The following is a 24817-nucleotide window of genomic DNA, read 5'->3' as shown; positions in this document are numbered from 1 at the left end:
AATACAAACCGAAAGGATGATCACAATGAAATTAGGCGTTTTTACCCCCTTATTTAATAATTTAAACTTTGACGAAATGATTGAAAAAGTCGCCAGCTATGGCTTGGAAACAGTGGAAATCGGCACCGGGGGATCACCGGGCTCTGCCCATTTAGATATTGAGCAATTATTAGCCTCCTCAGATAGTCGCAAAGAATATTTGGCTAAATTAGCCGATAAAGGACTGAGCATTTCGGCTTTAAGCTGCCACCACAATCCAATTTCACCACTGGCGCAAGTGGCAAAAGAAGCGGACGAACTTTTACAAAAAACCATTAAATTAGCTCAGTTAATGAACGTACCAGTGGTCAATGGTTTTTCTGGTGTTGCCGGCGGGAATGCAACAGATACGCAAGTAAACTGGCCGGTTTTACCGTGGCCAACAGAATATAGCGACAGCTATAACTATCAATGGGAGCAAAAGTTAATTCCTTACTGGCAAGAAATTAATACTGTCGCCGAAAGTGCTGGCGTGAAAATCGGGATTGAATTACACGGTGGTTTCTTAGCCCATACCCCTTACACGATGTTGCGTTTGCGGGAAGCAACGGGCAAAGCGATCGGCTGTAATTTAGATCCTAGCCATTTATGGTGGCAAGGCATTGATCCAGTCGCCGCAATCAAAATTTTAGGCAACGCGGGTGCTATTCACCATTTCCATGCCAAAGATACATTTTTAGATCAAGATAATATTAATATGTACGGCTTAACGGATATGCAGCCATACGGCAATGTTAAAACTCGTTCGTGGAATTTCCGTTCTGTTGGTTGTGGTCACGACTTGAAAGTTTGGTCTGATATTGTTTCTGCTTTGCGTTTGCAAGGTTATGACCACGTATTGAGCATTGAGCATGAAGATCCGTTGATGTCAATTGATGAAGGCTTACAACGGGCAGTCACGAATTTACGCTCGGTCATGATTTGCGATACGCCAACTGATATGTGGTGGGCGTAAATTACAATGCGAATTACTAGGAAAAAAAGGCGGACAAAATAAGACGTTGTTGTGGTAAAAAGACGTCAAAAGAAAGTGAGTGCAAAAATGAAACAATTACAATTTGCCATTATTGGGTATGGCGGAATGGGTTCTTACCACGCCACGACCATCATGCCGCAATCACAAGAACTTGTGGCGATAAAAGGTGTTTACGATCTATTACCCGAACGCAATGAAGCAGCAAAAGCAGACGGTTTTTTTGCTTATGGGAGTTTACAGGAGCTCTTAGCAGATGAAAAAAGCGAGGCAGTTTTAATCGCAACGCCTAACGACAGTCACAAAGACTTGGCGATTGCGGCTTTAAAGGCAGGAAAACACGTCGTTTGTGAAAAGCCAGTGGCGATGAATACAGCAGAATTAGATGAAATTTTAGCGGTGGCAGAAAGTGCCGAAAAAGTCTTCATGGTCCACCAAAACAGACGCTGGGATCCAGATTTTTTATTAATTCGCAAACTCTATCAAGAAAAACCACTGGGAGATTTATTCCAAATTGAATCAAGGGTTCAAGGAGCAAACGGTATTCCCGGCGACTGGCGTCATTTGAAAAAACATGGTGGTGGTATGCTCTTAGATTGGGGCGTTCATTTATTTGATCAACTACTTTTTTTAATTGACAGTCCAATTAAATATATTCACACCGACTTAAGTTACATTTTAGGCGATGAGGTGGATGACGGGTTTCATAGTTATTTGACGTTTGAAAATGGCGTTAAAGTGATCATTGAAGTCGGAACGACAAACTATGTCACCTTGCCGCGCTGGTATGTCAAAGGTTTAAATGGAACCGCGAAAATCTCTGACTGGGCGTTAAACGGTGAGATCATGCGGCGTACACAACAGGAAATCGCTGCGCCAAAACCCATTCAAGCCGGCGTGGGCTTAACCAAAACGATGGCACCACCACAAGAGGAGGCCACAGAAAAATTGGCTTTTCCTAAAGTAGAATCCCCTTATCCAAGTTTTTATGCGAATTTTTACGATGTTGTTGTGCATAATGCAACCCCAATTGTAAAAAACAGTGAAGTTCGCCGTGTTTTATCCTTACTGGAAAGTATTTTAGCAGCAGGAAAAGATTAAAAAAAGTGAGTCCGCTATTTGAGCAGACCTGATAAATTAGCCGAAAGCTAATTTTGCGGTTGCTACAATAGGGACTCATTTTTTTGGTGAGGTAATTTTAACTCTTTACTTCTTAAGATTTTCAAGCAAAAGTTTCGCCACGGCTTTAACAGAAAAAGGATTTTGTCCGGTAATAAATTGTCCATCTTGGAGGGCAAATTCGCTATAGGGCCGCCTCTTTTGGAAATGCGCCCCGCGTTCTTTGGCGACGTGTTCATTTAAAAAGGGCACGACGCTTTTTTTGCCGGCTAAAATTTCTTCACTGGTGGTAAAACCGGTGATTTTTTTGTCTGTAATTAAATAGTTGCCTGCATCATCTTGTAAATTCAAAAGTCCGGCGACACCATGGCAGACAGAAGTTATATAACCACCTTGTTTGTAAATATCTAAGGCAAGTTTGTGCAGGGTATCATTATTAGGAAAATCCCACATCACACCATGACCACCGGTGAAATAAATCGCATCATAATTTTTGGGGTCGACAACTTCCAGTGGCAGGGAATTTGCTAGCGCCCGCTGTTTAAAGTCGGTTGTATTATAAAAGTCCATGATTTCTTCATTCGTATATTTCATGCTGCGAGGATCAATGGGGACATATCCGCCATTGGGACTGACGTAATCATAAGAAATGCCGTGTTTTTGCAATTCGGCTGCAAATTCAGTGGCCTCACCTAACCATAAGCCAGTGGCATCTTCTGTGTCACCATAATGGGTTGTGTTCGTTAATACAATCAATACTTTCATTTTCTTCCCGCCTTTTCAATAATTTGACTGACGTGACTTAGCAATGCTTGTAATTTATCAATTTCCGTTGTGTCGTGGGATAAGTAATAGTAATTTTTGGTTCCTTCTTGGCGATAATCAATTAAGTTAGCTTGCTTTAAAATTTTTAAGTGATGGGAGACTGCCGGTCGTGATAAATTGGTGGCCGTAGTCAAATCATTCACCCGCAATCCCTCACAAGCTTTATCTTGCAGCAAAGCAATAATAATTGCTTGGCGTTTTTCATCGCCCAATGCGATTAAAAAATCGCTGACTTCGGTAAATTCTTGTTTCAAATTTGTTAAATCAGGGGACATGAGCAAACTCCTTTGGTCGATATTTTTAAACCATTAAACCAAAGGCTTAAAAAAAAGTCAATTTTTTTAACTTAGGAAAAGCGAGAAAATAACGCAGATTAAGGGGTATCTGCCAAAATCTGCTCGGTGAATTTTAGGCGCGTTTCAAATTCTTGACGATAAAAAAATTCTGCGTTAAGCTGTTGTCAGTTTTGAATGGTTTAAAAGTTTAAACGAATAAACGACGTGTGAGGATAAATGATGAAAGATACAATGATTGCAGCACAAATTGAAAATTACGGTGAAAAAATTGGCTTAAAAAAGCAGCCAGTACCTAGAATTGGCAAGAAGGACTTACTTGTAAAAGTCATTGCCGCTAGTATTAATCCGATTGATTTAAAAACAAAAGACGGCAAAATGAAGTTGCTCCTTCATTATAAAATGCCGTTAACTTTAGGCAGCGACTTTGCTGGCATTGTGGTGGCGCGAGGGGAACAAGTAAAAAAATTTCAGGTTGGCGATGCTGTTTATGGTCGGGTGCAAAAAAATCGCATCGGAACTTTTGCGGAGTATATAGCTGTAGATGTGAAAGATGTCGCCTTAAAACCCAAAAATCTGACATTTGCCAAAGCCAGCAGTATTCCTTTAGTTGCTTTAACCAGCTATCAAGCCCTACATGAAGTGATGAAAATTAAACCGCAAGACAAAATTTTAATTCAAGCAGGTTCTGGCGGGATTGGAACACTTGCCATTCAATTGGCAAAGCTTGCCGGCGCGTACGTTGCTACAACAACGAGTGAAAAAAATCGAACTCTCGTAAAAAGTCTTGGTGCAGATGAGGTAATTGATTATCGTAGTGAAAATTTTGCCGAAAAATTAAAAGACTACGATTTTGTTTTCGATACCATGGGAGGCGATATTTTAAAGGATGCTTTTAAAATCGTGAAGCTTGGCGGTAAAGTCGTGACCTTGTCGGGTACGCCTAATTATGCTTTTGCAAAAAATTATAATCTCCCCTTATGGAAGCAAATGGCTTTAGGGATTGCCAGTTATCCCATTACCAAATTAGCCAAAAAAACCGATGTGTCCTATGACTTTTTATTTATGCGGCCAGACGGCAACCAACTAGCTGCATTAACCAAACTAATTGAAGCAAAACAATTACAACCAATCATCGACAGCGTTATTTCCCTGGCCGAAATTCAAAAAGCCGTCGATAATTTAGCTTCTGGGCGCGCCAAGGGGAAAATTATTTTAGCAGTGGATGAAAAACTGGCACAAACTATATAAAATAACTATAATATATGTATTATTTGTTTTTTTATAAAAGAGATTTTAAAGAGTAAACTGTATTGAAATACTGATGAAAACGTTGACAAGTGCTTTTTGATAAAGTATATTGTTATTGTAGAAATAGAAAAGAGAATCAAACTATAGCGCTGTAGTTATAGTTATGAGTATGTTACTGAATATAATCAGGCAGAACTCAAGAATTACGAGATACTTTATGTATTTTGTAATTCTTGGGTTCTTTTTTCTGGAAAGGAGGAAAAAATGAGAATCAAACAAATTTTAAACAACAATGTTGCTTTAGTTAAAAGAGGGGGACATGAAATTTTTGTAGTTTCTAAAGGCATCGGATTTAAAAAGCAAAAAGGACAGCTAGTGCGTGATGAAGAAGTTGATAAAATGTATATTCTTGATTCCTTTGATATGTTAGATCATTTTAGCTATTTATTATCACACTCAGATCCTAACGACATTATTTTGATCAATAACATTATTTCCTATGCAGAAAAAGAATTACAATTTCAGGCGAGTGATTATCTTAGCCTAACTCTTTTGGATCATTTGGAATTTTTAATTAAGCGTGTAGAAAAGAAACAATACATCAAAAGCCCATTAATTTGGGATGTAAAAAGATTTTACCCCAAACATTTTCAAGTAGGAATTAGGGCGTTACGCATGATTGAAGAACAAAAAGGGATTCAGTTACCCGATGACGAAGCGGTATCGATCAGTTTACATTTTGTAAACATGGAAGAAAGTAAAATTGCAAAACAAGACAAAGTTAGTGAAATGCAAATTTTGGGCGATATTATTTCGATTATTGAGAAAAATTTCCACGTTAAATTAGACGAAAATTCAACAAACTTTTTGAGGTTCACAAATCATTTACAATATTTTATCCAACGTGTGATGAAAGGAGAATTGCATAACGAAGGAAAAGATACGCTTGGACTTTATCAACAAGTAAGTCAATTGTATCCAGCAGCTTTTAAAGCAGTTCAAAAGATAAAAGTATACATTCAGTCCCAGTTTGATTCTCAGATAAGCATCGATGAGGAAACGTATTTAATTTTGCATATAAGGCGAGTAACGGAACGATTGGAGGAAGAAAAATGAGTTATCAAGATCTAAATACACAAATTTTAGAATTAATAGGTGGTAAGGAGAATATTAAATCTGTAGCGCACTGTATGACGCGTTTGCGTTTTAACTTAAATAATCGCGATATTGCGAAAACAGAGGAAATTAAAAATATTGACGGAGTCGTAGATGTTGTATCTAACGAAGTCGCTTATCAAATTATTATTGGGACCCACGTAACCGAAGTTTATAACGAATTGATGGAAATGATAGGTGAAGATAAAACAACGATGGTAGCTTCAGCTCATCCTAAAAATCTTAAGGGATTTGTGCAGTCAATTTTAGCAGCAATTTCTGAAACAATGACATCAATTTTGGAGGTCCTAATGGCTGCTGGTATTATTGCTGGGTTTATGGCAATTTTATCATTGACAGGTGTAGTTTCTGCTGAAAGTCCGACTTACATGATATTTGATACATTAAGAGGATCGGTCTTTCATTTTTTACCGGTACTAATCGCGGCTTCAGCAGCTAAACGAGCGAAAATCAATCCTTATTTGGCCATTGTTTTAGCTGTAACATTATTATCATCAAATATTGATGGCGCAGAAAATTTGGCGATTTTTGGTTACAATTTACCAGCTATTGGTTATGCAAATACGTTTATTCCAATCATGTTAGGTGTGTGGTTTTTAGGCCTGGTAATTAAGTATTTGGGAAAACTTATTCCTAAAAGTTTGCAATATTTTCTTGTACCTGCACTTTCTTTAGTAATTACACTACCGGTTGTTTTAGTAGTATTCGGTCCGATTGGAACATGGATTGGAGATGGATTGAACGCATTCTTTAATCTTTTAATGAATACAATTGGCAATTGGAGTGTTGTAGCACTTTATTCTGCAGCACAACCGTTTTTGATTGTGTTAGGCGCCGCAAATTTTGTTTATCCAGTTGTTTTAAATTTCTTAGCGCAATTAGGTTATGACCCAATTTTCAGTGTTGCTTCAACCATTTCAGATATTGCTGTTTGTGGGGCTATGGTAGGGTACTTTTTAAGAGCAGTAAAAGGAAGTAAAGAAAAACAAACTTTTGGCACAGTTGGCTTTAGTGCTTTGATGGGTGTAACCGAACCAGCTGTTTTTGGTGTATTTATGAAATATCGTCGACCATTTTTAGCCGTAGTTATTGGTGGTGGCATTGGAGGGACGATTGCAGGATTAGCGGGTGTAAAAACGATGGGAATGGTTTGGGGACTGACTTCATTACCAACTTATCTTGCTGGTGGCATGCACAATTTTGTCTGGATGATGATTAGCGTTATTGTGTCCTTTGGTGTAGCTACTGCGGTTGCTTATGGTGTTGGAATTCCTCAAGAATCAGAATTAACGGAAAAAAATATTGAAAATAATGAAGTTGCAGTGAGTAATCCAGCATCGCTTAAACAGATGTCTGTTTCCCGGATTGCAGAGGGAACAGTTATTCCATTGAATGAAGTAAATGATCAAGCATTTGCTTCTGGGGCTTTAGGTAAAGGTATTGGAATTGAACCAGCAAGCGGAAAAGTTGATGTGTTTTCACCAGTCGACGGAGAGATTACAGTTTTATTTCCAACAAAACATGCTTATGGTATCAAAGGAAAAGATGGAATGGAAATATTAATTCATATCGGTATTGATACTGTCAATTTAGATGGTAAATATTTTGAAAGTAATGTAGCACAAGGCGACTCGGTTAAAAAAGGGCAACTGTTAGGCAGTTTTGATGTAGATAAAATAGTAGCTGCCGGTTTTGATCCAACAGTTATTGTCGTGATTACTAATTCACATGATTATCTAGATGTTATCCCCGCCTCTAAATCAAGTCAATTTGAAGATGGCGTTTTATTAAATATTATTATGTAAAGAGGGGAAAAAATGGCGACTAATTTTTTGTGGGGAGGTAGTATTGCTGCCCATCAATGTGAAGGATCATGGCAAGCAGGCGACAAAGGGCCTGCAATTATGGATTTTGTTACGAAAGGTTCAAAACAAAGCGCCCGAGAAATTACTTCAACTATTCTGAGTGATAAAGAATATCCATCTCATAAAGGGATTGATTTTTATAACCGCTATCAAGAAGATATTGCTTTGTTTAAAGAAATGGGATTTACTGCGTTACGGATTTCAATTGATTGGTCTCGTATTTTTCCAAAAGGAGACGAAACGTTACCTAATCAAACTGGTTTAGACTATTATGAGCGGGTAATTGATACGCTTATTGAAAATAAAATCGAACCCATTGTAACGTTGTATCATTTTGAGATGCCGATTCATTTAGTTCACGCTTATGGATCTTGGGCGAATCGTCAACTAGTGGAGTTCTACTTACATTATTGTGAAACAGTTATGCGACATTTTGATGGAAAGGTAAAATATTGGGTAACCTTTAATGAAACAAACCACCTTGTGCCAGAAACACAAGAGGCGGATATTTTTACGTATCTTGTGGCAGGTTTGAAGTACAGTGAAATGCAAAATCCTGATGAAGAACTTGCAATGATCGGCTATCACATGTGTTTAGCAAGTGTAAAGGCAGTTAGACTAGCACATGAAATAAACGTGGATAATGTTGTTGGCTGCGTTTTTGGATTAAACCCTATCTATCCTGTGAATTGTGATCCCGAAAATGTGTTGAAAGCATATTTAGAAAATGAAGAGGACTACTATCAAATTGATGCAATGTGTAATGGAGCATTTCCAAGATATAAACTCCAAGAATATAAGAAAAAAGGAATAGAAATATTTATCTCAGAAGAAGATAAACAAGATTTTAAAATGGGTAGAATTGACTTTATCGGCTTAAATTACTATATGTCTAGTGTTTCAGCTCCAAAATTAGAAGCTGGTGAAGGAAAATCAATTTTTGGTGGCATGCCAAATCCATATCTTGCGCAGTCAAAATGGGGCTGGGGAATTGATTCAGTCGGTATTCGCTATACCATGAACTATCTATACCGTAAGTATTCACTCCCGCTCATTATCACTGAAAATGGACTTGGGGCTATTGATACGCTTGGTGAAGATAAGACAATTCATGATCAATATAGAATGGATTACCTCACTAAACATATAGATGCTGTTGAAAAGGCAATGAAAGAAGACAACGTAGAATGTTTTGGTTACTTAGTCTGGGGACCAATTGATCTAGTAAGTGCTTCAACGGGTGAAATGAGTAAACGTTACGGATTTATCTATGTTGATTTGGATGATGCTGGCAATGGAAAGATGGACAGATATAAAAAAGATTCATTTTATTGGTTTAAAGAAACTATTGAGCGCAAAAAAGCTGGAAATGTAAAAAAGTGAATAGAAAGTTCCGTGTAATAAATGCAATAAATTTATTAGTGGGGAATAAAGAATGAAAATTGCATTTGTAGCTGCAAATGTTTTTTCATCCTGAATCTATGAAGCAAAGAACCTAGGGCAAAAGTGATTGCGACTTTTTACCCTAGGTTCTTTTTTTACCTTAAACAAGCCTTTAAAATTCAATTCCTCCCATTGCGAAAAACCTCCATTTGCGTTAAAGTAGAGAAAGCGTGAAACAAAAATTTGTTTCACAAAAAAGAAAGGAAAAGGCCATGTTACCAGAAGAATTTCAGCAGCAGTTGGCCCAAAAAGGCATTGAATTAAGTTCTACTCAAATGCAACAGTTTGAAAAATATTACGAGCTGTTAGTCGAGTGGAATGAAAAAATGAATTTAACGGCGATTACTGAAAAAAAAGAAGTTTACTTGAAGCATTTTTACGATTCGATTTTACTTGGTGTGGCAGTGGATTTAAAAGCAGAGGCTGCTATTTGTGATGTTGGCGCAGGAGCGGGATTTCCCAGCATTCCACTGAAGATTGCTTTTCCTGGGTTAAAAGTCGCTATCGTCGATTCTCTCAATAAACGAATTACCTTTTTAAATCATTTAGCACAAAGTTTGAATTTGACGGGGGTTGATTTTTATCACGATCGCGCCGAAACTTTCGCGCAAAACCCACAATTTCGTGCTCAATTTGATTATGTCACGGCTCGAGCAGTGGCACGTCTGAATGTTTTAGCGGAATTGTGTCTGCCTTTGGTGAAAAAAGACGGCTTTTTCTTTGCTTTAAAAGCGGCAAAATCAGAGGAAGAATTAGCAGAAGCTAAAAACGCGATTGCGACACTTGGTGGCAAGTTCATTGAAGATAAAGAGCTTGCTTTGCCCAATGGTGATACGCGACACATTTTGGTGATCCAAAAGAAAAAAGAAACGCCCAAAAAATACCCCCGCAAACCCGGCACGCCCAATAAGCAGCCGTTAAAATAGCGGTAAAACGATAGCAAAATTGTTTTATTTTAGATAGCTTTTTATCTTTAAACGGTGAAAAAAAGCCGTTTCAACATTTATTGTATCTAGTTTCATGAGCTGGAAAAATCGGAGACAAGCAAAAATAACCATCTGACAAAAAGCGTCAGCCGTCTATTTTGTTCTTGTCCCTCATTTTCCGACCGAGCTCATTCAACTTTTATTGTATCTAGTTTCAACGGCTAAAAAAGCCGGTAATAAGCAAAAAAATAAAAAAGTCAGAAAGCGACTTTCTAATTTTTCCGACTTATTCCTTCTTTTTTTAACAAGCCGTTTCAACTTTTATTGTATCTAGTTTCATGAGTTGGAAAAATCGGAGACAAGCAAAAATAACCAACTGACAAAAAGCGTCAGCCGTCTATTTTGTTCTTGTCCCTCATTTTCCGACCGAGCTCATTCAACTTTTATTAAAGGAGACAAGAGAATGGCACGAATTATTTCTGTGGCAAATCAAAAAGGTGGCGTCGGCAAGACGACCACAACCGTCAATTTAGGAGCTTGTTTGGCTTTTATTGGTAAAAAAGTATTGTTAGTCGATATTGATGCCCAAGGTAATGCCACCAGCGGTATGGGCATTCGCAAGCCAGATGTAGCCAAAGATATTTACGATGTTTTAGTGAATGAAGAACCGATTAAAGAAGCAATTTTACCAAGTTCACGGGAAAATATGGACATTGTGCCAGCAACGATTCAGTTGGCAGGTGCTGAAATTGAATTAACTTCCATGATGGCCCGCGAATCGCGGCTAAAATCAGCACTAGAAGAAATCAAAGATGATTACGATTTTATTTTCATCGATTGTCCGCCGTCATTGGGACATTTGACGATCAATGCCTTTACGGCGAGTGATTCGATTTTGATTCCGGTGCAGTGCGAATATTACGCTTTAGAAGGCTTGAGCCAATTACTAAACACCGTGCGTTTGGTGCAAAAACATTTCAATCCTGGTTTGGAAATCGAAGGGGTCTTATTAACGATGTATGACGCCAGAACCAATCTTGGAGCCGAGGTAGTGGAAGAAGTGCGCCGCTATTTCCAAGAAAAAGTTTATGACACAATTATCCCCCGCAATGTGCGGCTTTCAGAAGCACCAAGTCATGGTTTATCGATTATTGACTACGATCCAAGTTCAAAAGGTGCCGAAGTTTATCAAGCACTAGCAAAGGAAGTGTTGACCCGTGAAAAATAAAGGAAAAGGTTTAGGTCGGGGCATTGACGCTTTGTTTCAGGACTTGCAAGATTTAGAAGAAGTAGATGTAAAAACCGAGGAAGTTGTCGATATTCCTTTAAGTGAATTGCGCCCAAATCCTTACCAACCGCGCAAAACATTTGATGAGTCTTCTTTACAAGAATTAGCCGCGTCTATCGAACGTTCCGGTGTGTTCCAACCGATTATTGTCCGCAAATCGGCAGTAAAAGGCTATGAAATTATTGCCGGTGAGCGTCGTTTTCGCGCTTCAAAATTAGCGCAAAGAGAAACAATTCCCGCAATTATTCGAGATTTTGACGAAGAATCCATGATGCAAGTGGCCGTTTTGGAAAACTTGCAACGGGAAGATTTAAATCCGCTGGAAGAGGCGGAAGCCTATGAGATGCTAATGAAAAACTTGAAATTAACGCAAGCGGAAGTAGCGGAGCGTTTAGGTAAAAGCCGTCCGTATATCGCCAATTATCTGCGATTGTTGACATTACCGAAACTGGTTAAAGAAATGGTACAAGATGACCGCCTCTCAATGGGGCAAGCGCGGACGTTATTGGGGCTAAAAGATAAAAGCCAAATTTTAAAATTAGCCAATCGCTGTGTGAAGGAAAACTTGACCGTCCGTCAGTTAGAACAGTTGGTAAATACGTTAAACGAGAAAAAAGTTGAGAAAAAAACCCCGCCCCGCGTGGTCAAAGAAAAACCTTACTACTTGCGAGAAGGCGAAGACCGTTTAATGGATAAATTCGGTACGAATGTGGAAATTTTAGAAAAAGACGGCAAAGGAAAAATCGAGATTGAATATTTATCGCAAAAAGATTTGACCCGTATTTTGGATATTTTAGATATTCGCTTTGACGAGGCCTAAGCTATCGTTAAAACCAAATTTTTATTAAAACGAGGAGGATTCAAATGTACGATTTAGGTGACATCGTGGAAATGAAAAAGCCCCATGCTTGCCAAGCCAACCGCTGGGAAATTATTCGGATGGGTGCTGACATTAAAATTAAGTGTACCAATTGTGGCCACATCGTCATGATGACCCGCCGCGATTTTGAGAAGAAAATGAAAAAAATACTGGAAAAAGCGCCCGAAAAATAATCCAGTTTCATGGGCTAGAAAAGTCGGTAATAAGACATGAGAGCTTTGTAAATGTGTTTAACTCTCAAGCAATAAGGTGGAATTTTGATAAATTGCTTTTCAAATTTCTCGAAATTTCAACTTATTGTCGTAGCGAGTTCGTTTCCAAGGCTTACCAAGGTAAGAAAACTACAAAGCTAAAGAGCAGCTTTTTCGTTTTCTACCTTATTACTCCTTTTCTAAACAAGCTCATTCAACTTTATAATTAAAAAAAGAAAGAGTGAAGAAAATGGCTTTAACTGCCGGAATCGTTGGGTTACCCAACGTTGGGAAATCAACTTTATTTAATGCAATCACAAAAGCAGGTGCAGAGGCTGCAAACTATCCTTTTGCAACAATTGATCCAAATGTGGGAATGGTTGAAGTGCCAGATTGGCGCTTACAACGGTTGACAGAACTTGTGCATCCGAAAAAAACGGTGCCGACAACTTTTGAATTTACTGATATTGCCGGTATTGTAAAAGGCGCCAGCAAAGGGGAAGGTTTAGGGAATCAATTTTTAAGCCATATTCGCCAAGTAGATGCGATTTGTCACGTTGTGCGTTGTTTTGACGATGACAATATCACCCACGTTGAAGGTCGGGTTGATCCATTAGAAGATATCGACACGATTAATTTAGAGCTTGTTTTAGCCGACTTGGAATCGATTAATAAACGATACACTCGTATTGCTAAAATCGCGAAGACAAAAGACAAAGATGCCGTAGCGGAATTAGCGGTGTTAGATAAAATCAAACCAGTTTTAGAAGAAGGCCAATCTGCTCGTAGCATTGAATTTTCCGATGATGAACAAAAAATCGTGAAAAGTTTATTCTTATTAACAACAAAACCTGTTTTATATGTGGCCAATGTTTCAGAAGACGATGTAGCCAATGCCGATGATAACCACTATGTACAAGAAGTCCGGAATTTTGCGGCAACAGAAAATGCAGAAGTAATCGTTGTCTGTGCCCGTGCAGAAGAAGAAATTGCTGAATTGGACGATGAAGATAAAGCGGAATTTTTAGAAGCACTTGGAATTGAAGAATCTGGTTTGGATCAATTGATTCGTGCAGCGTATGATTTATTAGGTTTAGCAACTTACTTTACTGCCGGTGAACAAGAAGTGCGGGCGTGGACCTTCCGCAAAGGAATTAAAGCGCCACAAGCAGCGGGAATTATCCACACCGATTTTGAACGGGGCTTTATTCGGGCGGAAACAGTTTCGTTTGAAGATTTGGATAAATACGGCAATATGCACGCGGCTAAAGAAGCTGGTCGGGTTCGTTTGGAGGGCAAAGATTACGTCGTACAAGATGGCGATGTCATGTTATTCCGTTTTAACGTTTAAAAAAACGGTGTCATCTTGGCTGCAATATGTTAAAATGCCCTTTGTAAAAGAAGTTCAGGAGGAAGTCATTCATGGATGCAGAAGCACTACGCGCAATGGTTGCACAAAATCGCGAATTAGAACCGCAATTGACCAAACGTAACCAACAATATATTTTTGATTTGAAGAAATCTTTAGAAGCAGCGAATTTATCCGAAGCAGAAATGGCAACAGCTTTAAATGAAATTCTGCCGGTTTTAGTCAAAGAACAAAAAGGCGGGAAAACCGCGCGCCAATTATTTGGGACGGTTTCAGAACGGACAGAAGCTATTTTGGCCAAGCCAGAACCTAAAAAAGAAACCAAACCACTTTTAATGTGGGCAGATAATGCGATGTTCATCTTTGGTTTGTTTGCGGTAATGTTAGGCTTAATGCGCCTGTTCACGAAAAATAGCGGACAACAAACTTACGGCTTATTGACATTGATTATTGCCTCATTATTCGGGGGTTATGCATTTTACTTAATGTATAAATACATTTACCAATACGAACGCCCAGGGGCAGATAAGAGCAAACGGCCGAAATTATGGAAAACAATGTTAATTTTAGTCCCTGTATTCTTCTTATGGATTTTAGTCTTTACGGTTAGCGCAATGTTGCCATACAATATTGTGTTGGATCCATTTATCCAATTGGTTTTAGGTGCCGCTGTCTTTGCATTACGCTGGTACTTGAAGAAAAAATACAATATCGAAGGTTCCCTTACAATTCCCAAAAATTAATTTGTCGCTAAAACTGACTGGAAAAACTATTCCGGTCAGTTTTTTTGTTTAAGTAATTTCCGAACATTGTCTAAAGGTGTTACGACGAATTTTCAGAATATTACGTAAACAATTACAGCTGTTGACTTGTCGCTTATTTTCTGTTAGTTTCATAGATAAAAATAAAACTGAGGAGTGGTACTAACAATGTCTAACTGGGAAACGAAATTCGCTAAAAAAGGTCTAACTTTCGATGATGTCTTATTAATTCCGGGTGAAAGTCACGTCCTACCAAATGAAGTGGATATGCATGTTCAATTAGCGAAAAATATCCGTTTAAATATTCCAATCATCTCTGCCAGCATGGATACTGTAACCGACAGTAAAATGGCAATTGCCATGGCACGTCAAGGCGGTTTAGGTGTTGTTCATAAAAATATGAGTATCGCGATGCAAGCTGATGAAGTGCGCAAAGTGAAACGTTCGGAATCTGGCGTTATTATCGATCCATTTTTCTTAACTCCTGATCATTTAGTGCAAGATGCTGAACATTTGATGTCAAAATATCGCATTAGTGGTGTGCCGATTGTCGAAACAATGGAAAATCGAAAATTAGTTGGGATTATCACCAACCGCGATATGCGTTTTGTGACAGATTACAGCATTAAGATTGATGATGTGATGACCAAAGAAAATCTTGTTACCGCCCCAGTTGGTACCAAATTAGCAGATGCTGAAAATATCCTCCAAAAACATAAAATTGAAAAATTACCGATCGTGGATGAAGACGGTCGTTTAAGCGGCTTGATTACCATCAAAGACATTGAAAAAGTAATCGAGTTTCCTCATGCAGCAAAAGACGAACACGGTCGCCTGTTAGTTGCGGCTGCTGTGGGCGTAACGAGCGACACTTTTGAACGGGCGCAAGCGTTACTTGACGCTGGAGCAGATGCCATTGTAATCGACACAGCTCATGGCCACAGTGCCGGCGTTCTACGTAAAATTGCTGAAATTCGGGCAAAATTTCCACAAGCCACTTTGATTGCCGGTAACGTTGCAACTGCTGAAGGAACAAAAGCATTGTATGATGCTGGCGTCGATGTTGTAAAAGTCGGGATTGGCCCAGGCTCAATTTGTACAACACGAGTTGTTGCCGGTGTTGGCGTGCCCCAATTAACAGCCATTTATGATGCTGCTTCTGTTGCTCGCCAATATGGCAAAGCAATTATTGCCGATGGTGGGATCAAATATTCTGGTGATATCGTGAAAGCATTGGCCGCAGGCGGTCATGCAGTTATGCTCGGCTCCATGTTAGCTGGTACGGACGAATCTCCTGGTGAATTTGAAATTTATCAAGGTCGTCGCTTCAAAACTTATCGTGGGATGGGTTCGCTTGGCGCAATGGAAAAAGGTTCTAGCGATCGCTACTTCCAAAGTGGTGTCAATGAAGCCAACAAACTGGTGCCAGAAGGTATTGAAGGTCGTGTGGCCTATAAAGGTAGCGTGTCTGATATCATCTTCCAAATGATTGGTGGGTTAAAATCAGGGATGGGTTATGTAGGCGCAGCTGATTTGAAACAACTCCGTGACGATGCACAATTCGTCCAAATGAGTGGCAATGGTTTGAAAGAATCTCACCCACATGATGTTCAAATTACAAAAGAAGCACCAAACTACTCAGTTGAATCTTAATTTCTTTTAAAATTAAACAATAAAAATACCCGGACCTGCTTTTTGTCGTCACCTTTTTGACGAACTAGAAAACAGGTTCGGGTATTTTTTGTCGTGATAAAAAATAGCGTTTATCGCGACAAAAAGTTGAATTTTAGTCGCCTTGTTGGGGACTAAATTTTTTAGACGAGTGGCTCATAATAACTTAAATTAATGGTACGACTTAAGCTGAGGCTGTTATTTTGCGGCTGGCACTTAAGATAGTCAAAGCGAGTGGACGCACAATTAATAGTTGTAATGGTAATGCCATCACAAAATTAAATAACCAGGTATGCAAATACGTTGCCAAACTTAGCTGGTGCCAACCAGATTCTACGACAATGCCAAATAACGACATAAAACTAACCATGCCTAAAATCATGCAGACACTAATGGAAATGCCAACTTGCCACATTTTTTCTTTATTAGTAGGTAATTTTAAGGCGATTTTTTTAGCCGGTTTCGCTACAACAAAGACATCTAAAATAAGAGCAATTACAAAGGCAAAGGGGAAACCGCCAAAAACGGCACCAAACGATAACGCGCCATGTAAAGCAACATTATAAATCGTCATGCCAAATACCATGAATAGACACATACTACAGGTGAAAAGCCAACTTTCTTTTTTTGTTTGGGGCATACAAAACTTCCTTTCAGTTTGCGTATGACAGAAATTTTCTGTAAATACGCTATTTTTCAATTGCAACGTTAGCTATCGTATCAAGAGAAAAATTTCTTCGTAAGTTCTTTTTGCTCTCTTTAGAATTTCTTAATAATTTGGTTAACACGCAATGTATACAAAAAAACTCACCTTGCAGTACTCGGCATTTCCTAATGGAAAGCAGAGTGCAAGGTGAGGGAAGTAATTGGCTCTTTGGTAATGGCAATTTATTAAACTTCCGACTTAATACTTGGAAGTTAAATGCGTTCATAAAGCTTTTCTATAGGTCTTTAGCTAAGCGGTAGTCTTCGGCGCCGAAGTAGACGTACATTGGTTTTTGTTGTTTTTTCAAGAGTGTATCAACGGACACAAACTCGAATCCTTGTTGGCGCATGTTGTCGATTACACCAGGTAATGCTTCAACGGTGGCGGGTTGAATATCATGCATCAAGACGATAGCATTTTCAGTTAAAGTGGCTTTGATGCGGCCTTGAATCATGCCGGCATTTTTGGATTTCCAATCTTCTGAGTCAACATCCCAGTTGATGATGGGTTTTCCAGCCACGCGGGCCACGCGTTCATCTGCAGCACCATAAGGCGGACGCAGGTTTCGTGGTAAGATACCGCAAGCTTCAAAAATAGCTTTATCTGTATCGCGAATTTCCTTTTTCAAAGCCGCATCTGACAAACTAGGTAAGACCGGATGGGTGTAAGAATGGCTAGCAACTTCATGGCCATCGGCTACAACACGTTTGACGATATCTTGGTTGTCACTGACATTTTTACCCAGCATGAAGAAAGTTGCGCTAGCTTTTTTATTTTTTAAAATATCTAAAATTTTAGGCGTTGTGGCTGGATTAGGACCATCGTCAAAGGTTAAGGCCACGTATTTTTTCTTTGGATCAAGTTGCGGGAAGGCATCCTTGATTTTTTCTGGATTGACAAAATCTGTATTCACATAGGCGGCAATATCTTTGTAATCCAACGTAACCTGATCAACGCCGGTTTTATTTTTTGCCAAGTCGATGGTTAATTCATCTGGTGTGAATTCAATTTTATTCTGATAATTAATGCGGGGTAAATCTAAAATACTATCGATAACCGCTTTTTTATCTTTTGCTTCATTGAAAATCTTTTGTTGAATCACTTGTTGAATGCCAAGTAGGTCGCCTTCTTCTGGAATCAGCTCTTTAACCGTTACAGCTTTGCCAGTTTTGTGGGCAATATAGGCGGGCTTGTTGCTGACTGGTTTACCTTTGGTGAAACTTTGTTTATCCTTGTGCCACACATAAGGCTCAGCGACTAACTCGTAAGTATCTAACTGATCGCTAACAGGATTAACTTCCAATTTTGCGACAATCAGGCCTTTTTTATCTTTTAGACTTTCTTTGGCTTTATTGGTTAGGGCGGTTAATTCTTTGTTACTATCTGCTGCAGAAAAAACTTTGTCTTCTTTTGGTAGGTAAGTCACCGTCACCAAATCAGTAGCTTTTTTTTCTGTTTTTTCGCTAGGAATCCCACTTTGATTCCGTTCTTCTTGTACTTCTTGTAAGAGCGCAGTCGTTTTTTCTTCAAAAACTTTTTGCGCTTTGGCCTCTGCTTGTTTCATTTGATAAAAGGTATAGGCGAAAAAGCCGAATAAGACGACTAATAAAATGCTAAGCAAGGTAAAAATATTTTTACCCAAATTGTTACTTGGTTTTTGCGAGTGCCGACTGCTGCGGGTACTGTTGTTTTCTTCCATTTTACGCGTAACTCCCTAATTGTCCGTGATTATTTTCACTGTACCATTACTGGCCTATCCATTCAACACAAAAAGGTTGGCGCAAGCCTTACATTATCGTCATTTTCAAATTTCTTAAAGAAAAACCGCTCCTGGCATTTTAAGTAAAAAAACTGCCCGTCTGCCTTAATTTTTGGGCAATGGGACCAGAATATTTCGAAATTATTGCTCAAATCAAAAACATTTTTACCTAGGGGTGTTAAAGCTAGTTTGCAAAGCAATTATTTATGTAAAAAATTTATATTTTCCTGATAGTAAAAAAGCGCAGTTGAAAATTTTCGGTAAGAAAAATTTCCAACTGTGCTTTTAAATAGTGGATTAGTCTTTGGCGATTTTTTGTAAACCACCCATGTAAGGGACTAAAACTTCGGGAATAGTAACGGTGCCATCAGAATTTTGATAGTTTTCCAAAATAGCAGCGACAGTGCGGCCAACTGCCAAACCAGATCCGTTTAAAGTGTGGGCGTAGTGCAATTTGCCTTCTGCATCACGATAGCGGATCATAGCGCGACGAGCTTGGAAATCTTCACAGTTTGAACATGAGCTGATTTCGCGATACGTATTTTGCGCTGGAATCCAGACTTCTAAGTCATACGTTTTAGCAGCAGAAAAGCCCATGTCGCCCGTAGATAAAGCCACCACGCGATAAGGTAAGCCCAATTTTTGTAAAATTTCTTCGGCGTTATTGGTCATTTTTTCCAATTCTTCATAAGAATGCTCGGCATCAGAGAATTTCACCATTTCAACTTTGTTAAATTGGTGCAGGCGGATTAAGCCGCGGGTATCGCGACCGGCACTACCAGCTTCAGAACGAAAAGATGGGCTTAGTGCAGTGAAATAAATTGGCAAGTCTGCACCATCTAAAATTTCGCCATTATAATAGTTTGTTAAAGGCACTTCAGCCGTTGGAATCAAGGTTAGGTCAGTGTCTGCTAACTGGAAGACATCTTCTTTGAATTTCGGAAATTGACCGGTACCAAACATCGAATTGCTGTTCACGATGTAAGGTGGGATCATTTCAGTATAGCCGTGTTCATAGACGTGTAAATCCAGCATAAAGTTATACAAGGCCCGCTCTAAGCGTGCGCCTAGACCGCGATAGTAAACAAAACGGCTACCGGAAACTTTTGCGCCCCGTTCAAAATCTAAAATTTCCAAGTCTTCTGCTACTTCCCAGTGGGCTTTTGGTTCAAAAGCGAAGTTGCGTGGCGTACCAAAACGACGGACTTCGACGTTATCTTCTTCATCTTTACCGATTGGCACAGAGTCGTTAGGCAAGTTTGGTAAGGTTGTCGCGATTGTTTTTAATTCGTCGTCAATTGCCGCGATTTTAGTATCGTATTCTTTAATTTTTGCGCCGACAGTTTTCATGGCCGCGATTTTTTCTTCGGCATTTTCTTTATTGCGTTTTAATTGGGCAATTTCTGCTGAAACGTCATTGCGTTGTTTTTTCAATTCTTCTGATTGGACTAAAAGCGTGCGGCGTTCTTCATCTAATTTAACAAATTCATCTAAGACATCTGCGGGCACACCTCTTGTTGCTAATTTTTCTTTTACCATCGTCATGTTTTGGCGAATCATTTTGATATCTAACATTATTTTCCCTCACTTTATTTTTTTTTCGATAAGACTTTTTAAACGTATAACAGCTGCGAACTTTATCACGTCAGGAGAAATAAAAAAAACTATTCCATCCCAAATTGCTTGGGACGAAATAGTTTGTTCGCGGTACCACCCAAGTTCAGCTTACACTGCCCTTGTTGACTGGTATCGTCAGTCAGCCGCGCTTATTTGTCATAAGCGTACGTAAACAAAAACTGGATTCAACGGTTTGGCCTACTGATTCACACCACCATCAGCTCTCTTTAAAGTTACACCATTTACTAGGTTTTCTCGTTTTTCTATCAAGTTAGCTTTAGCATACTCAACTTTTGAATTTTCGTCAACTGGCATCTTCGTAGAAAAGTTTAACCCGTCAAACGTTAAAACAGCATAGACTTACTCTTTTGGATACAAATAGTGATCAGATTTCCGCGCTTTTGGTGAGACATTGCTTTTCACCGGCAAGTGAATAATAAAAGAAGTCCAGTTAGGATTACTCTTAGCGTAAATATAGCCGCCGTGTAGCGCAACGATGCTTTGCGTAATGGCAAGGCCCAAGCCGGTTCCGCCAGTAGCTTGATTACGAGATTCTTCTACACGATAAAAACGGTCGAACAAGGAGTCTAACGCTTGTTTTGGAATCATCGCGCCATTATTTTTAACAATAATAACTGCTTCTGTTCCAATTTGATCGACTTCAATCACGATTTTAGTAGCACCTTTGCCATATTTAAAAGCATTTGTGAACAAGTTGTTAAAAACGCGCACAATTTTTTCGGTGTCTCCATCCATAATCAGCTGTTCTTTTGGTGAAGAAACTTCAATTGTAATATTTTTTTTCTTGGCTTCCAATTCAAAATCTGCGGCCAATTGTTCTACCAGCTGAATCATATCAAAAGAAGTAACGTTGATCGGCACACTAGGCTGACGTACTTTTGTGTACTCAAATAAATCATCTACGAGAGACTTCATCTGTTTGGCTTTCACAAAAGCTGTGTGGGTGTATTTTAGCAAATCAGCTTCTGATTGATATTGGCCATCTTCGATTAGCCCCAAATACCCAATAATAGAAGTTAAAGGCGTGCGAATGTCGTGACTGACATTTGTAATGAGTTCGTCTTTGGACTTTTCAATTTTGCGCTCATCTTCAATAGCCGCAACGGTACTATCGACTAAACCGTTAATGCTGGAAACGACACGACTTAAATCGCCGCTTAATTCAAAGGGAATGCGATGATCGTAATTTCCGTTGGCGATATAGTGAAGTTCACTGATAATATGCCGCAATTGCATCTGACGATAACGGCGAATCAGCCGCCAATACAAGACACCAGCATCAAGTAATAAAAATAGCGGCAAAATAAAATTTCGACCATTCCAGAAAAAGTCAGAATCAAGCCGGTGGGCAAAAATATTTTTAGAATCCCAAATGGCGTTTTCCAGAGAAGGGGAGTTTTTAATAATCGAAGCTAAGACTACTAAAACAGCTACGTTTACTAATAGTAGTAAGATAATCGTAACAATTCCCTCAGCCAAAAGTTCGCTGATTTCTTTTGATGTCAAAGTTATGCGTTTTTTCTTTTCGACTTTGCGTTGTCTGCTTTTATTTTGCATCGATCTTATAGCCAACACCCCAAACTGTTTGGATCACTTTTTCGCCGCCAGTGGCTTCTTCGATTTTATCTCGCAAGTGACTCACGTGGACCATTACGGTTTTAGCTGAAACAACACTTTCTTGTTTCCAAACGCGTTCAAAGATTTCATCGGCACTAAAGACGCGATTTGGATGAGAAGCCAATAGATATAAAATACCAAATTCCAACGCTGTTAGTTGTATCTCTTTACCATCCATTGTTTTCACTTCATGGGAATCTTTATTAATGATTAATGAATTTACTTCTAGAATATCAGGTTGATCTGGCGTAACTTGCATTTTTGTTCGGCGTAAAAGAGATTTTACTCGGGCCATAACTTCCAATGGATTGAATGGTTTTGTTACGTAATCGTCAGCGCCTGCAACTAATCCTTTAATTTTATCCATGTCGGTTGTCTTAGCCGTTAACATAATAATCGGAATTTGTGATTCCTTGCGTAGCTCTTTGACAACTTGCATCCCGTCTTTTTCGGGCATCATGATATCTAAAATCATTAACTCAATATCGGGATTTGTGCGGATTTTTGACAGGGCTTCTTTACCATCATAAGCTTTGACCGCTTCGTAACCTTCATTGTGAATATAAATGCTCAATAACTCGACAATCTCTTTGTCATCATCAGCAACTAAAATTTTCATCATAAAAAATCCTCCTGTATTAAAAATAATTTGTTCTTTCTATAGAAGAAAAGATTTGTAAAACAAATTTAAGTAGAAAAATTTACCGTACTTTCTACAGCTATAGTATCAAAAAAGTGCTAAAGAAAACACTCAGAGCCCCTTTTTAACGATTCCTTAAAAATCAGCTTCAAAAAATTAACGAACGAAATTTCATTTAACCTAGTTTTAAAAAGTTTTATTTCAGAAAAATCACGAACGATTTTCCGTCGTTTCAAATCTATAGTTTAGAGTTGTGAAAAATGTTGTTAAATCAATAAGTTTTCGTTGACTTAAACTTTCAAAGTTGGTATATTATTACTTGTCCTTGAGAACGAGATTCTTAAGAAAACAAACTTTGAAAAAAGTTAAAAAAAGTTGTTGACAGTTGCTACAACGACTGTTAAACTAACGAAGTTGCTTGATGAGCGGCGAACTTCTGAAATATCATTTCAAAAAGTTTTTAAAACTTTTTGAAAAAAACAGTTGACAGAAATTAAGTCAGCTGATAAGATATAAGAGTTGCTGAAACATTTCAAAAAGCAACCAACTGCAAGTTAGATAAATACATTTAACTTTGCAAGTAGACCTTTGAAAACTGAACAAAGCAAGCAAACGAACCAATGTGTAGGGCGCTTCTTTTATAGAAGCAAACAACATGCAAGCAATAGCTAGCAAAGTTAATTTTTATTTGAGCTTAACAGTCTATGACTGTTCAAACACTTTTTATGAGAGTTTGATCCTGGCTCAGGACGAACGCTGGCGGCGTGCCTAATACATGCAAGTCGAACGCTTCTTTTTCCACCGGAGCTTGCTCCACCGGAAAAAGAGGAGTGGCGAACGGGTGAGTAACACGTGGGTAACCTACCCTCAAGCGGGGGATAACACTTGGAAACAGGTGCTAATACCGCATAACAATACCAAACACATGTTTAGTATTTGAAAGGCGCTTTTGCGTCACTTGAGGATGGACCCGCGGTGCATTAGCTAGTTGGTGAGGTAACGGCTCACCAAGGCCACGATGCATAGCCGACCTGAGAGGGTGATCGGCCACACTGGGACTGAGACACGGCCCAGACTCCTACGGGAGGCAGCAGTAGGGAATCTTCGGCAATGGACGAAAGTCTGACCGAGCAACGCCGCGTGAGTGAAGAAGGTTTTCGGATCGTAAAACTCTGTTGTTAGAGAAGAACAAGGATGAGAGTAAAATGTTCATCCCTTGACGGTATCTAACCAGAAAGCCACGGCTAACTACGTGCCAGCAGCCGCGGTAATACGTAGGTGGCAAGCGTTGTCCGGATTTATTGGGCGTAAAGCGAGCGCAGGCGGTTTCTTAAGTCTGATGTGAAAGCCCCCGGCTCAACCGGGGAGGGTCATTGGAAACTGGGAGACTTGAGTGCAGAAGAGGAGAGTGGAATTCCATGTGTAGCGGTGAAATGCGTAGATATATGGAGGAACACCAGTGGCGAAGGCGGCTCTCTGGTCTGTAACTGACGCTGAGGCTCGAAAGCGTGGGGAGCAAACAGGATTAGATACCCTGGTAGTCCACGCCGTAAACGATGAGTGCTAAGTGTTGGAGGGTTTCCGCCCTTCAGTGCTGCAGCAAACGCATTAAGCACTCCGCCTGGGGAGTACGACCGCAAGGTTGAAACTCAAAGGAATTGACGGGGGCCCGCACAAGCGGTGGAGCATGTGGTTTAATTCGAAGCAACGCGAAGAACCTTACCAGGTCTTGACATCCTTTGACCACTCTAGAGATAGAGCTTCCCCTTCGGGGGCAAAGTGACAGGTGGTGCATGGTTGTCGTCAGCTCGTGTCGTGAGATGTTGGGTTAAGTCCCGCAACGAGCGCAACCCTTATTGTTAGTTGCCATCATTTAGTTGGGCACTCTAGCGAGACTGCCGGTGACAAACCGGAGGAAGGTGGGGATGACGTCAAATCATCATGCCCCTTATGACCTGGGCTACACACGTGCTACAATGGGAAGTACAACGAGTTGCGAAGTCGCGAGGCTAAGCTAATCTCTTAAAGCTTCTCTCAGTTCGGATTGTAGGCTGCAACTCGCCTACATGAAGCCGGAATCGCTAGTAATCGCGGATCAGCACGCCGCGGTGAATACGTTCCCGGGCCTTGTACACACCGCCCGTCACACCACGAGAGTTTGTAACACCCGAAGTCGGTGAGGTAACCTTTATGGAGCCAGCCGCCTAAGGTGGGATAGATGATTGGGGTGAAGTCGTAACAAGGTAGCCGTATCGGAAGGTGCGGCTGGATCACCTCCTTTCTAAGGAATATTACGGAAACTACACAGTTTGTAACTTGTCTTTGTTCAGTTTTGAGAGGTCTACTCTCAAACATTTTATTTTGTTCATTGAAAACTGGATACTTGA

The 24817-nt window shown here is 39.6% G+C and carries 20 protein-coding genes and 1 rRNA gene; 14 read left to right on the top strand and 7 right to left on the bottom strand.

Annotated elements, in window-relative coordinates; translation table 11 throughout:
- The first annotated feature begins 25 nt into the window (after window positions 1-25).
- Together AC6R0T_RS13280 and AC6R0T_RS13275 are read left to right on the top strand one after the other, a co-directional pair.
- Window positions 26-994, top strand: coding sequence for a sugar phosphate isomerase/epimerase family protein (locus AC6R0T_RS13280; protein WP_303753244.1), 969 nt, complete (start codon window positions 26-28; stop codon window positions 992-994).
- 87 nt (window positions 995-1081) lie between these two features.
- On the top strand, window positions 1082-2113 hold the full coding sequence (locus tag AC6R0T_RS13275) for a Gfo/Idh/MocA family protein (protein WP_303753245.1): 1032 nt from the start codon (window positions 1082-1084) through the stop codon (window positions 2111-2113).
- A gap of 105 nt (window positions 2114-2218) precedes the next feature.
- Here AC6R0T_RS13275 and AC6R0T_RS13270 read toward each other — a convergent pair whose 3' ends face one another.
- Window positions 2219-2896: a type 1 glutamine amidotransferase domain-containing protein gene (locus AC6R0T_RS13270; protein ID WP_303753246.1), complete on the bottom strand. Its 678-nt coding sequence runs from the start codon at window positions 2894-2896 to the stop codon at window positions 2219-2221.
- Complete coding sequence (locus AC6R0T_RS13265) at window positions 2893-3231, bottom strand: ArsR/SmtB family transcription factor (RefSeq protein ID WP_206902900.1); 339 nt, start codon at window positions 3229-3231, stop codon at window positions 2893-2895. Before AC6R0T_RS13265 ends, AC6R0T_RS13270 begins: the two co-directional genes overlap by 4 nt.
- Before the next feature lie 252 nt (window positions 3232-3483).
- Here AC6R0T_RS13265 and AC6R0T_RS13260 point away from each other — a divergent pair, with 252 nt between their 5' ends.
- The 11 genes from AC6R0T_RS13260 (at window position 3484) to guaB (ending at window position 16052) form a co-directional block, all read left to right on the top strand.
- Window positions 3484-4500 (top strand): NADP-dependent oxidoreductase, encoded by a 1017-nt coding sequence (locus tag AC6R0T_RS13260; protein ID WP_303753250.1) that lies wholly within the window; start codon window positions 3484-3486, stop codon window positions 4498-4500.
- A 264-nt stretch (window positions 4501-4764) separates the two neighbouring features.
- Window positions 4765-5616, top strand: a complete 852-nt coding sequence (locus AC6R0T_RS13255) for a PRD domain-containing protein (RefSeq protein ID WP_303753247.1) — start codon at window positions 4765-4767, stop codon at window positions 5614-5616.
- Window positions 5613-7481 (top strand): beta-glucoside-specific PTS transporter subunit IIABC, encoded by a 1869-nt coding sequence (locus AC6R0T_RS13250; protein WP_303753248.1) that lies wholly within the window; start codon window positions 5613-5615, stop codon window positions 7479-7481. The genes AC6R0T_RS13255 and AC6R0T_RS13250 overlap by 4 nt, the downstream gene beginning before the upstream one ends.
- A 12-nt stretch (window positions 7482-7493) precedes the next feature.
- Window positions 7494-8924: a glycoside hydrolase family 1 protein gene (locus tag AC6R0T_RS13245; RefSeq protein WP_206902897.1), complete on the top strand. Its 1431-nt coding sequence runs from the start codon at window positions 7494-7496 to the stop codon at window positions 8922-8924.
- Window positions 8925-9196: 272 nt separating this feature from the next.
- A complete protein-coding gene (gene rsmG, locus AC6R0T_RS13240) occupies window positions 9197-9910 on the top strand; it encodes a 16S rRNA (guanine(527)-N(7))-methyltransferase RsmG (protein WP_206903058.1) in 714 nt (237 codons plus the stop codon).
- Window positions 9911-10373: 463 nt separating this feature from the next.
- On the top strand, window positions 10374-11138 hold the full coding sequence (locus AC6R0T_RS13235) for a ParA family protein (protein WP_206902896.1): 765 nt from the start codon (window positions 10374-10376) through the stop codon (window positions 11136-11138).
- Complete coding sequence (locus AC6R0T_RS13230; RefSeq protein ID WP_206902895.1) at window positions 11128-12018, top strand: ParB/RepB/Spo0J family partition protein; 891 nt, start codon at window positions 11128-11130, stop codon at window positions 12016-12018. The genes AC6R0T_RS13235 and AC6R0T_RS13230 overlap by 11 nt, the downstream gene beginning before the upstream one ends.
- 44 nt (window positions 12019-12062) lie before the next feature.
- Window positions 12063-12251 carry a DUF951 domain-containing protein gene (locus AC6R0T_RS13225; RefSeq protein WP_071865595.1) on the top strand — a complete coding sequence of 63 codons (189 nt, stop codon included), beginning with the start codon at window positions 12063-12065 and terminating at the stop codon, window positions 12249-12251.
- Window positions 12252-12519: 268 nt separating this feature from the next.
- On the top strand, window positions 12520-13620 hold the full coding sequence (gene ychF, locus AC6R0T_RS13220; protein WP_206903057.1) for a redox-regulated ATPase YchF: 1101 nt from the start codon (window positions 12520-12522) through the stop codon (window positions 13618-13620).
- A gap of 71 nt (window positions 13621-13691) precedes the next feature.
- Window positions 13692-14381, top strand: a complete 690-nt coding sequence (locus AC6R0T_RS13215; RefSeq protein ID WP_206902894.1) for a DUF1129 domain-containing protein — start codon at window positions 13692-13694, stop codon at window positions 14379-14381.
- Window positions 14382-14567: 186 nt separating this feature from the next.
- A complete protein-coding gene (gene guaB / locus AC6R0T_RS13210) occupies window positions 14568-16052 on the top strand; it encodes an IMP dehydrogenase (protein ID WP_206902893.1) in 1485 nt (494 codons plus the stop codon).
- 202 nt (window positions 16053-16254) lie between these two features.
- Here the strand turns inward: guaB and AC6R0T_RS13205 are convergent, their stop codons facing one another.
- From AC6R0T_RS13205 to croR, 5 genes are all read right to left on the bottom strand, one after another.
- Complete coding sequence (locus AC6R0T_RS13205) at window positions 16255-16710, bottom strand: DUF2798 domain-containing protein (RefSeq protein WP_303753249.1); 456 nt, start codon at window positions 16708-16710, stop codon at window positions 16255-16257.
- 301 nt (window positions 16711-17011) lie between these two features.
- Window positions 17012-18475 (bottom strand): polysaccharide deacetylase family protein, encoded by a 1464-nt coding sequence (locus AC6R0T_RS13200; RefSeq protein WP_230709912.1) that lies wholly within the window; start codon window positions 18473-18475, stop codon window positions 17012-17014.
- A gap of 357 nt (window positions 18476-18832) precedes the next feature.
- On the bottom strand, window positions 18833-20110 hold the full coding sequence (serS, locus tag AC6R0T_RS13195; RefSeq protein WP_206902890.1) for a serine--tRNA ligase: 1278 nt from the start codon (window positions 20108-20110) through the stop codon (window positions 18833-18835).
- A gap of 402 nt (window positions 20111-20512) precedes the next feature.
- The gene (locus AC6R0T_RS13190; protein ID WP_206902888.1) at window positions 20513-21730 is read right to left on the bottom strand and encodes a sensor histidine kinase; all 1218 of its coding nucleotides are present in this window, start codon (window positions 21728-21730) and stop codon (window positions 20513-20515) included.
- Window positions 21720-22409 carry a response regulator transcription factor CroR gene (gene croR, locus AC6R0T_RS13185; protein ID WP_206903056.1) on the bottom strand — a complete coding sequence of 230 codons (690 nt, stop codon included), beginning with the start codon at window positions 22407-22409 and terminating at the stop codon, window positions 21720-21722. Before croR ends, AC6R0T_RS13190 begins: the two co-directional genes overlap by 11 nt.
- 742 nt (window positions 22410-23151) lie before the next feature.
- Between croR and AC6R0T_RS13180 the strand changes: the two genes are divergently transcribed.
- A 16S ribosomal RNA gene (locus AC6R0T_RS13180) occupies window positions 23152-24711 on the top strand.
- Window positions 24712-24817: the final 106 nt, after the last annotated feature.

It is taken from the genome of Enterococcus sp. S86.2 (genome assembly GCF_059834485.2).
Note: the sequence above shows the minus strand (reverse complement) of the source record. Positions and strands in the feature narration are given on the sequence as shown.